Origin of the sequence: Pontibacter sp. FD36 (genome assembly GCF_015686655.1) — a bacterium.
Classification (GTDB): Bacteria; Bacteroidota; Bacteroidia; order Cytophagales; family Hymenobacteraceae; genus Pontibacter.
In genome coordinates this window covers 301,876-316,841 of the sequence record NZ_JADPMP010000007.1, presented here as the reverse complement: position 1 = coordinate 316,841, position 14,966 = coordinate 301,876, and the positions used below count along the sequence as shown (strand labels likewise).

At 50.2% G+C, this 14,966-nt stretch carries 10 protein-coding genes and 1 pseudogene; 7 read left to right on the top strand and 4 right to left on the bottom strand.

Annotated features, from left to right (window positions below):
• The 3 genes from I0P70_RS12030 to I0P70_RS12020 all read right to left on the bottom strand — a co-directional run.
• On the bottom strand, positions 1–1,151 hold a 1,151-nt coding region (locus I0P70_RS12030), incomplete at its 3' end, for a HAMP domain-containing protein (protein WP_196118072.1).
• A gap of 133 nt (positions 1,152–1,284) precedes the next feature.
• On the bottom strand, positions 1,285–2,031 hold the full coding sequence (locus I0P70_RS12025; protein WP_196118070.1) for a ParA family protein: 747 nt from the start codon (positions 2,029–2,031) through the stop codon (positions 1,285–1,287).
• A gap of 85 nt (positions 2,032–2,116) precedes the next feature.
• On the bottom strand, positions 2,117–2,605 hold the full coding sequence (locus I0P70_RS12020; RefSeq protein ID WP_196118069.1) for a histidine phosphatase family protein: 489 nt from the start codon (positions 2,603–2,605) through the stop codon (positions 2,117–2,119).
• 166 nt (positions 2,606–2,771) lie between these two features.
• Here I0P70_RS12020 and topA point away from each other — a divergent pair, with 166 nt between their 5' ends.
• The 3 genes and pseudogenes from topA (at position 2,772) to I0P70_RS12005 (ending at position 9,127) form a co-directional block, all read left to right on the top strand.
• The gene (gene topA / locus I0P70_RS12015) at positions 2,772–5,204 is read left to right on the top strand and encodes a type I DNA topoisomerase (RefSeq protein ID WP_196118067.1); all 2,433 of its coding nucleotides are present in this window, start codon (positions 2,772–2,774) and stop codon (positions 5,202–5,204) included.
• Between the two features lie 148 nt (positions 5,205–5,352).
• Positions 5,353–6,050 (top strand): annotated as a pseudogene (locus I0P70_RS12010) (NAD-dependent deacylase).
• Positions 6,051–6,340: 290 nt separating this feature from the next.
• Positions 6,341–9,127 (top strand): TonB-dependent receptor, encoded by a 2,787-nt coding sequence (locus tag I0P70_RS12005; protein WP_230392146.1) that lies wholly within the window; start codon positions 6,341–6,343, stop codon positions 9,125–9,127.
• 82 nt (positions 9,128–9,209) lie between these two features.
• On the opposite strand, the gene I0P70_RS12000 is transcribed toward I0P70_RS12005, so the two are convergent.
• Positions 9,210–10,283 (bottom strand): o-succinylbenzoate synthase, encoded by a 1,074-nt coding sequence (locus tag I0P70_RS12000; protein ID WP_196118065.1) that lies wholly within the window; start codon positions 10,281–10,283, stop codon positions 9,210–9,212.
• A 146-nt stretch (positions 10,284–10,429) separates the two neighbouring features.
• On the opposite strand from I0P70_RS12000, the gene egtB reads away from it, so the two are divergent.
• The 4 genes from egtB to I0P70_RS11980 all read left to right on the top strand — a co-directional run bounded on the left by egtB (position 10,430) and on the right by I0P70_RS11980 (position 14,926).
• Positions 10,430–11,695 (top strand): ergothioneine biosynthesis protein EgtB, encoded by a 1,266-nt coding sequence (gene egtB, locus I0P70_RS11995; RefSeq protein ID WP_196118063.1) that lies wholly within the window; start codon positions 10,430–10,432, stop codon positions 11,693–11,695.
• 4 nt (positions 11,696–11,699) lie between these two features.
• Positions 11,700–12,707, top strand: coding sequence for an L-histidine N(alpha)-methyltransferase (gene egtD / locus I0P70_RS11990; RefSeq protein ID WP_196118061.1), 1,008 nt, complete (start codon positions 11,700–11,702; stop codon positions 12,705–12,707).
• A gap of 218 nt (positions 12,708–12,925) precedes the next feature.
• Complete coding sequence (locus tag I0P70_RS11985) at positions 12,926–14,266, top strand: MATE family efflux transporter (protein WP_196118059.1); 1,341 nt, start codon at positions 12,926–12,928, stop codon at positions 14,264–14,266.
• Between the two features lie 72 nt (positions 14,267–14,338).
• The gene (locus tag I0P70_RS11980) at positions 14,339–14,926 is read left to right on the top strand and encodes a DUF922 domain-containing protein (protein WP_196118057.1); all 588 of its coding nucleotides are present in this window, start codon (positions 14,339–14,341) and stop codon (positions 14,924–14,926) included.
• The last annotated feature ends 40 nt before the right edge of the window (positions 14,927–14,966 follow it).

Sequence of the window (14,966 nt, the reverse complement as noted above, 5' to 3'; positions counted from 1 at the left end):
GAGGTCAGGTTGGAGGCCATCGTGTTCACGTTGTCGGTCAGGTCCTTCCAAACCCCACCCACGTTCGGCACTTTGGCTTGACCGCCGAGGCGTCCTTCCGTACCCACTTCACGCGCCACACGGGTTACTTCGTCAGCGAAGATGTTAAGTGAGTCCACCATCTGGTTCATGTTGTCCTTCAGCTGGGCAAACTCACCGCGCACATCCACTGATATTTTTTGAGCCAGGTTACCTTTCGCTACCGCGGTCGCCACACTAGAAATGTCGCGTACCTGTGATGTCAGGTTACTGGCCATGGTATTTACATTATCGGTCAGGTCTTTCCATACACCGGCCACGTTTGGCACCGATGCCTGGCCGCCTAGTTTACCCTCCGTACCCACTTCCAAGGCCACACGCGTTACCTCACCTGCAAACAGGTTCAGGTTGTCGATCGTGCGGTTGATGGTTTCGGCCATGACCTTAAAGTCTCCCGATACCGGGATCTGGAATGTTTCATCCAGGTTACCACGCGAGATGTTCTTCAGTACTTTACCCACTTCAAGTACCGGAACCGCAATGGAGTCCACCAGGCCGTTGATGTTATTGATCATGTCCTTCCAGAAACCGGAAGCATTCTCGGCCGAGGCGCGGGCTTTCAGGTTACCCTCCACACCGGCTACTTTAGAGATGCGGGACACCTCCCCACCTACACCACCGATCATTTCCACCATCGAATTGTAGGCTTCGGCGATCTCAGCAAAGATGTCATCGTTCTGCTTTGTCAGACGAACTGAGATATCCCCTTTCTTAAAGGCATCAAGTGCATAAAGCACTTTATTGAGCTGTTCGCTGATGTACTCAGGGCTTGAAGGCAACACCTGCTTGCGGCTTTGCTTGCCATTAGGCGCACTTTTCACTGCAAGCGAGCTGGTTCCAGCATCTTTTTTGCCAGAAGCCTCAGCTACCTCTGGCTTTGCTGACGAGGCAGCGGCAGTTGCGCTTTCCTGTTTTGGCTTGGACGTCTCCGGCTTCTCTTCCACGGTAGTTGTGGCAGCGGGCGTCTGCTGCTTGGCTTTCGCACGCGATGGAGTCGACTTTTCTGACTGGCTGGTTTCTACGTCACTGATGAGCTTTTCCTTGCTCAGCTTCAAATTTTTACCTAAGGCCATATGTTTAGGGTTGTATGGGGTTTGTCATCTGTCCGACCCTTCGTCAGCATCAGTTTTTGACTGACAGGCTGAACAGTACAAGGGGAATGTTACGGCAATTTACTCAAAAATAGCGATTGTTTGCAAGCTAACGTTATACCTGGCAAAACTCAGCGGCAAGTGCTGTGTAGTCTTTAGCCCCGTTGGAAGCATTATCATAGTCCAACACACTTTTGCCAAAAGAAGGTGCTTCTGCCAGCTTTACATTGAGTCTGATCTGACTGTCGAATATTTTTTCTTTCACGTTCTCGCGCAGGTATGCGAGCACTTCCTGACTCAGTTTGCGACGCATATCAAACATGACCACTACGATCCCTTTAATTTTAAGTTTCGGGTTAAATGCTTTTTTTACTTTAGCGATCGTCTGCATGATCTGGTCCAGGCCCTGTAGAGTCAGTACTTCCATTTGTAAAGGTATGAGTACTTCGTGCGAGGCTGTTAGTGCATTTAGTGTTAGGACAGAAAGTGATGGTGGGCAGTCAATCAACACATAATCAAACCCTTTGACCTGCGAGAGCATGGTTTTGAGGAACTGCTCCCGGTCCGGCTGCGACACCAGCGATATCTCAACATCCACCAGTTCGTTCGATCCCGGAGCTACCCAAAGGCCATCTTTTTCAACTATAATGTTTTTGAAGGATTGTGATCCCAGAAAAGCCTCTGCCAGTGTCTGATCAGGCGAAGAGACGGCAAGACTATACGATAAATTGCTTTGAGGATCAAGATCAACCAGCAGGACCTTATATCCTAGTTTGCTAAGCGCACTGCCCAGGTTGATTGTGGTGGTTGTTTTACCTGTGCCACCTTTTTGGTTAATCACAGCTACTATTTTAGTTTTCATCCAGCTTCTTGATGATCAGGTATAGGTGCAAATAGTAATGAGTTTCTAAAACTATCAAAAAAAACTGACATATGATGCCTGCACTTTAAGCTTGCGTAAAGTGCGATTCCAGCTTTCCGCTTTTAACATGCAGGTCCTGCCAGGTGTCCAGATCAAGCTTGATGGCGTAGGCTCCAGCCGGTTCCAGGTATGCGACGTGCTGCTCAGTCAGGGTACGAACAAGGCTTGTTATACCTGGGTTGTGCCCGACCAGCAGCACACGCGCCACATGGTCCGGAAGCTTGCCCAGTACATTAGCCAGCACACTTTCACGGGCATTGTAGAAGTCAGGGACGTATTCAATCCGCTCTTCATCAAAGTATAGCTTGTCAGCCAATAGCCTGGCAGTCAGCCCGGCACGGGGAGCCGGGCTGCTCAGGATCATATCGACCTTCTGGAACGTGTCACGGAGCCACTGCCCGGTTATTCTCGCCTGATGCTGTCCATTTTTTGTGAGTTCCCGTTCAAAGTCTGGTTGGAGCGGGAAGGGATCATTTGACTCTGCGTGGCGGCAAATGACTAACAATCGTTGCATATAATTATAAAAGTGGTCCGTATAGATAGTTAAGCTAATAAAACAGCCTGTTCACCAAAACTATGATGGCATGTTAAACCTATGTTATCAATTTCAGGTTGTATATGTTTGAAAAAAAATTTGAACTTTGGGCAAAATTCAAATGAATCGCCCCTAAATATAAAGGATGATAAAAAATCTAGTCATAGTCGAGTCACCGGCCAAGGCCAAAACGATTGAAGGATACCTGGGAAAAGATTTTGTGGTGAAATCGAGTTTCGGCCATGTGCGGGACCTGCCTAAAGACAACAACGCCATCGATATCAAAAATAAGTTTAAACCCACTTATGTGATATCGAGCGACAAAAAAGACGTCGTTTCACAGCTAAAGAAACTTGCCAAGGAAGCCGAAACGGTATGGCTCGCATCGGACGATGACCGCGAAGGAGAAGCCATTTCGTGGCACCTGACCGAAGCCCTGAACCTAAACGAAGCCAAAACACGCCGCATCGTTTTCCGGGAGATCACCAAAAACGCTATCCTTAACGCCATCAGCACACCGCGTGGCATCGACATGGACCTGGTAAATGCGCAGCAGGCCCGCCGCGTGCTGGACCGCCTGGTAGGTTTCGAGCTATCACCGGTGCTCTGGAAAAAAATCAAAACAGGCCTCTCAGCTGGCCGTGTACAGTCCGTGGCTGTGCGCCTGGTGGTGGAGCGTGAGCGTGAAATCGAGAAGTTCAACGCTGAGTCGAGCTTCCGGATCACGGCCCAGTTTGATGTGCAGGGCAAAACACTGGAAGCGGAGTTGCCTGCTAAATTCAAAACCGAGGAAGAGGCGCAGCAATTTCTGCAGCGATGTGTTGGAGCTGATTATACAATTGGCAACCTTGAGACGAAGCCGCTCAAGCGTAGCCCCGCCCCTCCTTTTACGACCTCTACCCTGCAGCAGGAGGCCAGCCGCAAGTTGTACTTCTCAGTTGCCCAGACCATGACGGTAGCACAGCGTCTGTACGAGGCTGGTAAGATCTCATACATGCGTACTGACTCACTCAACCTGTCAGACGAGGCAATTCAGGGTGCGTCCAGCGCGATACGCAACTCCTTTGGGGAGAAGTTCGTGAAGACCCGTCGTTTCAAAACCAAGTCTTCGGGAGCACAGGAGGCACACGAGGCCATTCGTCCAACCGATTTCTCGCAGATGGTAGCAAGTAGCGACCGCAACGAGCAGCGCCTGTACGAGTTGATCTGGAAGCGTGCCATTGCCTCTCAGATGGCCGACGCCGAGATCGAGAAAACAACTGCCACGATCGATATCTCCACGCAGCCCGACAAACTGGTGGCGACCGGAGAGGTGATCAAGTTCGAAGGATTCCTGAAGGTATATATCGAGTCGAAAGACGATGAAGAAGGCAGTGACGAGGATGTAAAGGGCATGTTGCCACCATTGAGTATAGGCCAGCAGCTTGGCTTACGCCAGATGCAGGCAACACAGCGCTACTCGCGTCCTGCACCAAGGTATACAGAAGCCAGCCTGGTAAAAAAACTGGAGGAAATGGGAATAGGCCGACCGTCTACCTACGCTCCTACCATTTCGACAATCCAGAAGCGTGGCTACGTAGAGAAAGACAGCCGTGAAGGAAAAGAACGTAAGTTCAACGTCCTGACCTTGAAAAACGACCAGATCAGAGCCCAGACCAAAACCGAAATCACTGGTGCTGAGAAGAGCAAGCTCTTCCCTACTGATATGGCCATGGTGGTGAACGATTTCCTGGTGGAGCATTTCCCGAACGTGATCGACTACTCATTCACTGCCCGTGTAGAGGCTGAGTTTGATGAGATCGCTCACGGACAGCAGGAATGGGAACAAATGCTGGAAAATTTCTACGAGAAATTCCACAAGCGCATTGAAAACAGCGAAAACATTAACCGTGCCGACGTATCGGGTGCCCGTGAAATAGGTATAGACCCTGTATCCGGTCAGAAGATCATTGCCAAACTAGGACGCTTCGGCCCTTACGTACAGCTAGGAGAAGAAAATCCTGAGACAGGTGATAAACCAGTTTATGCCAGTCTGCGCAAAGGCCAGTTCATTGAAAGCCTGACATTGGAAGACGCCTTGGACTTGTTCAAACTGCCACGCATTGTCGGGGTGTATGAAGACAAGGAAATGAAGGCTGCTATTGGTCGCTTCGGTCCCTATATCAGTCATGCCAGCAAGTTCTACTCTCTGCCAAAGACACTGGACCCGATGACGGTAACAGCAGATGAGGCTATAGCCCTCATCGAGGCCAAGCGCAAGGCCGATGCGGAGAAGCTCATTAAGACTTTCCCGGAGAATCCGGATGTGCAGGTGCTCAACGGCAGGTATGGCCCTTACATCGTAGTGGGTAAGAAAAATGTTAAGATCCCGAAAGGGAAAGAACCGGCTGATCTGACCCTGCAGGAATGTCTGGACCTGGCAGAGCAGACACCCGAGAAGAAGGGCCGTGGCGGATTCAAGAAGAAAGCCGAAACAGCCACAGCTGAAAAGAAACCGGCCACCAAGAAACCAGCTGCCAAGAAAGCCGCCGCTAAAAAACCGGCCGCCAAAAAAACAGGCACAGCTAAGAAGAAATAACTAGGAAAAGCCGCTCTAAACTGAGCGGCTTTTTTGCTTCCCTTTTGCAGGTATAGGTATACAGATTTTACATACCCCGCCACCCTTCGGACAAAAAACCCGAATGGCGTACACAGAGTAAATTATAGCAGATCAAATCAGCAGATGCATGGCTAAGAAAAGAATCGTAGCGCTTACAGGAGCAGGTATAAGTGCGGAAAGTGGCATCGCTACCTTCCGTGATGCTAACGGACTTTGGGAAGGGCATGATGTGATGGAAGTGGCCTCTCCACAGGGCTGGCGTAAGAACCCGGAACTGGTGCTGGACTTCTACAACCAGCGTCGGAAAAATGCGCACAACGTTCAGCCAAATGCCGGACACAAAATGCTGGCTGAACTGGAGCAGGACTTGAGGTCAAGATCATTACCCAAAACGTAGATGACCTGCACGAGCGTGCCGGCTCTACTGATGTGATTCACCTCCATGGAAAACTTTTCGAGAGCCGCAGTACCCTTGATCCTAAGCTGGTTTATCCGATAAAAGGCTGGCAGCTGAACCTGGGCGATAAATGCGTGCGCGGCTCCCAGCTCCGCCCCAATATCGTATGGTTCGGAGAGCCCGTTCCGATGATGGAGCAGGCCATGGAAGAAACCTTGTGTGCAGATATCTTTCTGGTTGTGGGCACCTCCCTGGTGGTATACCCCGCTGCCGGACTTGTGGACTTGGTTCCGGATGAAGCGCCGATCTTTGTCGTGGATCCCAATCTCCCCTATATGCGGCCCCGGCCAAATCTGCACCTGATCGAAGAGAAAGCAAGCACAGGTATGGTAAAAGTAGCTGAACTGCTACGGGAAAAGCACCGCTAGCCTGATTTTACACCCCTTCTGATTTAAGCCCACAAGAGCTTGTACGCCTTTCCGCGAGATTTGACGACAGTCTCGTTGGGACATGTTTGTCTGCCTGCCAACGCAGTTTATCGACATAATTTGCCTGTTCATCCTGTTCTGAAAATATTTCTAGCTAATGTTTAAACCTTAGCCTCCCTTCTGTATTCTAAAGATACCAACAGCAGAACTTCATACCACTTGCTGATGATCTTACGCATTATTATCCGATTACTTAATAGACCAACACTACTACTCAATTCTACAATCTGATGAGAAAATTATTCTCTCTGCTGATCATGTTGATCGGCTTTTCACAGGTATACGCACAGACAGTAACCGGCACGGTGCAGAGCGCCACGGACAAGAGCGGCTTGCCGGGCGCCAGCGTTGTGATGAAGCGTGCTGCCAGCGAGGCAATCCTGACCACGATGACTGATGGCCAGGGCGCTTTCCGCTTTGAGCGTGTTCCTTCTGGCAGTTATACCCTGGAGGTTCGTTTCCTGGGTTATGACATGCTTTCAAAGCCAGTGCAGGTAGCACAGTCACCTGTTAATTTGGGTGTTCTGAGCATGCAGGAGCAAAACACCAGACTGGGTGAGGTGCAGATTATCGGGCGTGCACCGCTTGGTGAACAGAAAGGCGATACTTCCCAATTCAATGCCAAGGCCTTTAAGACTGCACCAGATGCCAGTGCCGAAGACCTAGTTACCAAAATGCCGGGTGTGCAGGTACAGGATGGCCGTATTCAGGCACAAGGCGAAGAAGTACGCCAGGTGATGATTGATGGAAAACGTTATACTGGTGAGGATGTGACCTCTGCCATGCGCAACATCTCTTCAGATATGATTGAGAACGTGCAGATCTTTGACGCACAGAGCGATCAGGCTTCCTTCAGTGGTTTTGAAGATGGCAACCGTCTCAAAACGATCAACTTCATCACACGCAAAGACCGTCGTCAGGGCTATACGGGTAAGATCTCCGCGGGCTACGGTACTGATGACCGTTACATGGCAGGTGCCGCTGTCAACTACTTTAACAACGACCGTCGCATCACGGTAACAGGCCTAACCAACAACATCAACATGTTTGACTTCTCGATCGGTGAAACACCAGGTGGTGGCATGCGTGGTCGTAGAGGCGGCTGGGGCGGTGGCTCCCCGATTGGTATCATCAACACCAACAACTTTGGCATCAACTATCAGGACAAGTGGGGCAAGAAAATGGATGTGAGCGCCAATTACAACTACACCAACCGCGATATCATCAACGACCAGTACCGCTTCCGTGACTTTGTGTCGGATGATGCAGGTCTGCAGTATACTGAGAATGCAGACAACAGGGATCGTGAAGACGGTCACCGCCTGAACATGCGTTTGCAATACAACATAAACGAGAACAACCGCCTATTGGTAACTCCTAGCCTGCGCGTGCAGAATGATAACAGCTTTACTGGCAGAAACGCCCGCACCTTTGATCTGGAAGGCACTTTGTCAGAGTCGCTGAACCGCGCAAGCTCTGACAATACCTCCTTCAACTTCAACAACAACATCCTCTACTCGAAGCGTTTCGGTGACTCCGGACGCATCCTGACGACCAACTTCAATACGAGCATCAACAATGTAGAAGGAGATGGCTACCAGTTTGAGCAGACTGAGAACTTTGAAAACCCTGACAGAAACGTACTTCGCGACCAGTACATTCGTCTGGACCGAAAAAACTTCAGCTGGTCAGGCAGTACCAACTACTCACAGCGCCTGGGTGAAAAATCCCGCTGGCAGTTAGAGTACAGCATTGGCAACCAGATGCGTGACTCAGACCGCAGAACCTACGACTACATGGAAACAGCCGGTGGGTATACAAACTTCAATACACCGCTGAGCAGCACCTTCAAGAGCGATTACCTGTCTCAGAACATAGGCCCAAGCTACCAGTACCGTGATGACAAAGCGAGACTTCAAGTGAATGCACGTTACCAGTATGCCACCCTGAACACTGATAGCCAGTTCCCGGTTGACTTGGCACCACTAGAGCGTAAATTCAACAATTTCCTGCCATCGGCTGAGTATGAATATAAGTTCTCTAACTCTCAGAACCTGACCCTGAACTTCAGAACCAGCACCAATGTGCCTTCTGTTGAGCAGTTGCAGGAAGTGCTGGACATCTCTAACCCACTGCAGGCACGCATTGGTAACGCAGACCTGGACCAGGACTACCAGAGCCGTCTGAACATCCGCTACCGCAACTTCAATGCGGAGACAAACCGTGTGTTCTTTATCGGTATGTTCGGTACGATGACAAACAACTACGTAGCCAACAGCGTGTACACGACTAACGTACCGGAAGGTATAGCCGAAGGATATGAATTGCGTCCGGGTGCCCGCCTGAGCCGTCCTGTAAACCTGGATGGGCACTACAATGTGCGTTCATTCTTCAATTACGGACAGCCGCTTAACTTTATCAGCTCTAACTTTAATGTGAACGGTACGGTGGGTTACTCCAGAATACCAGGTATGATTGACGAGCAGATCAACTATGCCAACAACACCAACCTGGGTGCCGGTATTAACATCAGCAGCAACATCAGCGAAAAGATAGACTTTTCAGTTTCTACTTTCTCGAGCTACAACATTGTGTCAAACACACTGCGTACGACTCAGAACAACAACTTCTTCAACCAGAACACCAGTGTTCGCTACAACTGGATCCTTTGGAAAGACCTGGTATACCGTACTGAACTGAACCACCAGTACAACTCTGGTTTGTCTGCCGGCGTGGACAACAGCTTCCTGCTTTGGAACATGAGCCTTGGCAAGAAAATTTTCAAAGACAAACAGGGTGAGATCAGCCTGAGCGTGAATGACCTGATGAACCAGAACGTGAGCATTCGTCGCAATATCACAGAGTCTTATGTAGAGGATGTGCAGTCTACTGTGCTGCAGCGCTTCTTCATGCTGACCTTCTCTTACAACATCCGCAGCTTCAAAGGAGCGCCGGCTACCGAAGAGAACATGCAGCGTGGTCCGGGCATGTACCGCGGTCGTCCGGGATCAAACTAATAGACATACCAGCCTAAACAGAAGCGGCCTGCAAGATTTGCAGGCCGCTTCTGTTTGTATCTGTTACTAATGTATAGAGAGCCTATCGCGGCAGTTCGCCCCAGGCGCTATCGCCATACCAGAGCCAGCCTTTGTCTATCTGAAGAGGAGAAGCTATGTTATTGTGGTATAGCTGACCAGTGCCCAAACCCTGCGGCATATCGATGGCATAATTAGCTGTGAACTGGCTGATCGCGTTGAGCCCGATGTTCGACTCCAGTGCTGAAGTCATCCACCAGCCAATGCCGTGCTGTGCTGCCATATCGATCCAGTCAGCACTCGCTTGCAGTCCTCCTACTAAGGTTGGCTTCAGGATGATGTATTGCGGTTTTACGAAGTCTAATAATTCAGCCTGTTTAGTGGCATCCTGCACCCCGATCAGTTCTTCGTCGAGGGCGATAGGTATAGGCGTATAGGCACAGAGTTGCTGCATCTGTTCAGGTTGTCCCTGCCGGATAGGTTGTTCGATAGAATGCAGGCTATACCTGGCCAGGCGCTCCAGTTTCCGAAAAGCTTCATCCGGCGCAAAAGCACCGTTTGCGTCTACTCTGATTGTCAGGTCTTCGGGCCCGGCCACCTCACGTATCTGATGCAGTATATCAAGCTCAGTGGCAAAATCCAGACTTCCTATTTTCAGCTTCAGGCAGGTATAGCCTTCGTTTAGCTTTTTACTGATCTGCTGCTGCATAAAATCCTTCTCCCCCATCCAGACCAAACCATTGATCGGTATACCAGTGGTGCCCTGGCTGAAGCTGTTTTCAAAAAGTGTTTTCCGTCCCACCTGTTGCAGGTCCAACCAGGCTGTTTCCAATGCAAACCGTATAGCTGGCCATTCAAGGAGGTCATCAGACATTAAAAATCCCTGCCATTCATCTGCTTTCAGTTGCTGTTCACCGACTTGCTCTGCCAACTGGTTGAGTTTTGACTCCAGGTCAGGACGTGCATCGATGCTCAAACCTGGGAGTGGCGCACACTCACCCACTCCTGTTATACCGGGACTGTCTGAATCGTACAGGAGCAGGTAGTATACCTGATGCATGCGCATAGCGCCACGTGAGGTGCGGGCATCAAATTTAAACTGAAGTTGATGAGGCGTAACTGTCAGGAATAAAGGCATAATAGCATCAGATTAGTCTTGCCAATATCGGCTTATCGAAAACAAAGTACGTAGAAAATGAGTTAATACGACAGTTAGAAGCACTTTAATGCATTCTCTCCGTTGCATTATCCTGCTTCTGTATCTCCCGCTTACCCCAGATGCCTATGAACATACTGACTGCTTCTATCAACCAGACCACGCTCGAGCGGTTTAACCAGATCCGGACTCAGACTGAACAAATTTGCGCTCCCCTCGAACCAGAAGATACCGTGGTGCAACCGATGGTGGATGTGAGTCCCCCAAAATGGCACATGGCCCATTCTACCTGGTTTTTTGAGCAGTTTGTGTTAGGGCCATACCTTAAAAACTACAAGGTGTTTCATCCAGATTATGCCTTTTTATTCAACTCCTACTATAATACGGTAGGCAACCGGGTGCAGCGGGCAGAGCGAAGCACACTTACCCGACCTCCCCTTCGGGATGTGTATGCTTACCGGCGCCATGTGAATGAACACATGGGTGAGCTACTGAAAACACTGAGCGACGAAAAGCTGGAAGAGTTGCTGCCTGTACTGGAACTGGGCCTGCAACACGAACAACAGCACCAGGAACTCCTCATCACCGATATCAAGTACATTCTTAGCACCAACCCGCTTTTACCGGCTTACCACGCAGCAGGATCAGTTCCTCAGGCAACCAATCCGGGAGAGGCAACTTTTCTGGAAGTGCCCGGCGGCATCTATCGCATCGGTTTTCAGGGAGAGGGCTTCAGTTTCGACAACGAACTGGGTGTGCATGAGGTGCTGCTTACGGACTTTCAGATCATGAATCGACTGGTGACCAATGCCGAATACCTGGAGTTTATGCAGGATGGCGGGTATAGCAATTTCCGTTTCTGGCTGGACGAGGGACTGGCCATGGTACGGAGTAATAAGCTCAAAGCTCCCTTATACTGGTTGGAGCAGGACGGGGACTGGTATCAGTTTACCATGCATGGGCTGGAGAAGCTAGATTTGCACAAACCTGTCAGCCACATCAGTTTCTATGAAGCACAGGCCTATGCCACCTGGGCCGGCATACGACTTCTGACCGAATTTGAATGGGAGGCGGCTTCGCAGGTATACCCACCGGTTACAGGCAATTTCCAGGAATCGGGGATGTTTGAACCCAAGGCTGCTGCATCAAGCACAGGTATGCAGCAACTTTATGGGGATGCCTGGGAATGGACCTACAGTGCCTATCACCCCTACCCTGGATTCTCGACGGCGCCCGGCGCAGTGGGTGAGTACAATGGGAAGTTTATGGTCAACCAGATGGTGTTGCGGGGTGGTTCCTGCGCGACGCCTGAGCGCCATATCAGAACCACTTACCGTAATTTCTTTCACCCTGACAAACGCTGGCAGTTCACCGGAATAAGACTAGCACAATAAAACTATGCTTCTACAAACAACCCCTAATACGCTGATTGACCTCTCCAGAAAGACAGACGGCAGCCAGGACAGAGCTGCGTTTGCCAAAGATGTAGCCGAAGGCTTAAGCCAGAGCCCCAAGCAGTTATCTTCCCGCTACTTTTATGATGCCAGCGGAAGCAGGCTATTCCAGCAGATCATGGCCCTGCCCGAGTACTACCTGACACGGGCCGAGTACAGCCTGATGCAGCGGCACCGGTCGGCCATGGTCAGTGCTTTTGCCGCTGATGGCTTCTTTCACCTGGTAGACCTGGGTGCGGGAGATGCCATGAAAACTAAGCTGCTGTTGCAGGAACTGGTAAAGCAGGATAAGCCCTTCGATTATGTTCCCATGGATATATCGGGGTCAGCGATGCAAGAACTGGGCAAGGACTTGCAGCAGGAGCATCCGGATATGCACGTGCGCGCAGTAGTGGCAGAGTATATAACAGGCCTGAAGTGGCTCGAGCAACACTTGAACGAACGAAAGGTCGTCCTCTTCCTGGGCTCCAACATCGGCAACTTTGAGCGTGAAGACGGGCAGGACTTTATCTGCCAGATCAGGCAGCACCTGCAGCCAGGGGATCTTTTTATGCTCGGCGTGGATCTACGCAAAGATCCAGGGATTATTCTGGCAGCCTACAACGATGCCAGCGGTATAACTGCTGCCTTTAATATGAACCTGCTGGAGCGCATCAACAGAGAATTAGGAGGTAATTTTGACCTGAATGGCTTCAAACACTATGCGCTGTATGATCCACAGCTGGGGGTAATGAAAAGTTTTCTGGTAAGCCAACGTGACCAGGAGGTATACCTGGAAGCTACCCAGGAACGTTATACCTTTACTGCCTGGGAGGCGATCCATACGGAAAGCTCACATAAGTATACACTGCCGCAAGCCACTGAAATGGGCCGCCTGGCCGGATTCGAATTCGTTACCTCCTACCTGGATGAAGAAGGCGGCTTTGCAGATATGCTTTTTAGAGCTGTTTAATCTCTTTGCGATACCCAATTCACCACTCCCATGAATACAAAAAAGATCATCCTGACAGCTGCGCTTGTGCTGCTTCCAATACCGGCAAAGGCAATTCTGACGAAACTGCGCAACCTCAAAAAAGCCAGCTGACCATATCAACATAAAGCACTATTTAATCCTAGGGTGCAGGGCAATGGAAAAAAAGCTAATTTTGCAGTCCTTTTCCAGAAGCCCCTATGAGATCCGAAGAATACAAAGAGCATTTCCGTAAAAATTTCCTGCTGGCATATCCTGTCGTGCTAAGTCAGCTGGGGCACATTATGGTGAGTGTGTTCGATAGCCTAATGGTGGGGCAGATCGGTACGATTCCATTGGCGGCTGCCTCACTGGGCAACAGTATTTTTACGATCACGCTGGTCTTCGGCTTGGGAGTTTCCTACAGTATCACACCACTGATTGCCGCGGCGGACGGTCGGCGAAATTATACCCGCATTTCCCTGCTTCTGCTCAATGGCCTATTTTCCAACCTGTTGCTGGGGGTCGTTCTTTTTATAGCCGGTTACTTTCTTTCTCCATACATCACTTTGCTCCAGCAGCCAGATGAAGTAGTCCGGCAGGCTATACCTTACATTAATATCCTGTTCCTGTCCATGGTACCGCTGATGGTGTTTCAGGCTTTCCGCCAGTTTGCGGAAGGGCTCTCGCTCACCAAGCAGGCCATGTACATCTCCATCCTTGCCAATGCGCTCAACGTGGTGCTCAACTACATTCTGATATTTGGTAAGCTGGGTTTTGAACCAATGGGACTGGTTGGCGCAGGCTGGGCAACCCTGATCTCACGCATCATCATGGCCATGATGATGGGAGGCTATGTGCTCTATGCCAAACGATTTGCCGCATTCCATCGCTTCCTTACCTTCCGGCACCTGTCTCTTGTGCACATGTACCACATTTTCCGCCTAGGACTCCCCATCTCAGGCCAAATGGTGTTTGAAATGGGTGCTTTCAGCTTTTCGGCTATTATGATCGGCTGGCTGGGTGCACGTGAACTGGCCGCACATCAGATTGCCATCAATGTGGCTTCCGTTACTTATATGATGGCAAGCGGCATCGCAGCGGCGGCGACCATACGGGTAGGCAACCAGAAAGGACTCCGAAACTACAGGTCCATGCAGGTGGCCGGTATCAGTAGCTTTGTCATGGGCACCCTGTTCATGATGGGCAGCGGTCTTCTTATGATTGCTGGCAAAAATTTCATACCTTCCCTGTACATAGACGATCCGGTAGTGATCGAGATAGCCGCTACCCTGCTGATTATTGCTGCACTTTTTCAGATCTCGGACGGTGTGCAGGTAGTGGGACTTGGTGCTCTGCGTGGTTTGGAAGATGTGCGGATACCTAGCCTGATCTCTCTGATTGCTTATTGGGTAATTGGTCTGCCGGTTGGTTATGTGCTTTGCTTTAAACTTGATTTCGGTGTGAACGGTGTCTGGACTGGTCTGTTAGTTGGCTTATCAGTTGCTGCTATATTACTATTCTGGCGCTTTAAAATGCTAAGCAGTAGGCTTAGTAAATAAAATAATGCAATAGTGGCACCTATTTAAAGGGGCCAGTGTTGCCCCGATAGAGACTTTTTAAACTTTTAGCCGATGTTTATTATCACTCTACTCCTTAGCCTGTTGGTAGGTCTGCTTATGCCCTATCCAACCCCAGCCGGTTCGCCGGCCTCTGTTATTTATGTTCCGAACCCAGCTAGCCTCAGCGTTTCTAACAATGAACAGCTGGCCTGGTCTGCAACCCGGAAGCTGAACTGGGAAGATTTCAGGGGGACGCCTGAGTCGAACAACCCACACCATGCCCTGACGGCTGCCAACCTCGCCGTGGACGCCCGTTGTAAAGACAATAAGTTTTATTACGAGGTAAAGTGCGTGTTCCTTCCCGGAGAGTCCTGGTCCAAGAACAAGCAGTCTGAGAAGCTGCTGGCCCATGAGCAACTGCATTTTGATCTGACGGAAGTACATGCCCGCATGCTGCGCAAAGAACTGAAGGAACTGGGGATCTCCTGCGGTAACCTGAAGACAAACCTAAACACAACCGTTGGCAACGCATTCAAGGCCTGGAAAGCAGAGCAGGATCAGTTCGACAAGCTGTCACGCCATGGTCTGGATGCACAGGTACAGCAGGATTGGTCGGAGCGGATCTCGCATCGCCTGCAGGAGTTAGACGCCTGGAAATAAAACATGATTCAAAAAAGCCCTGCTTTACGCAAGCGTAAAG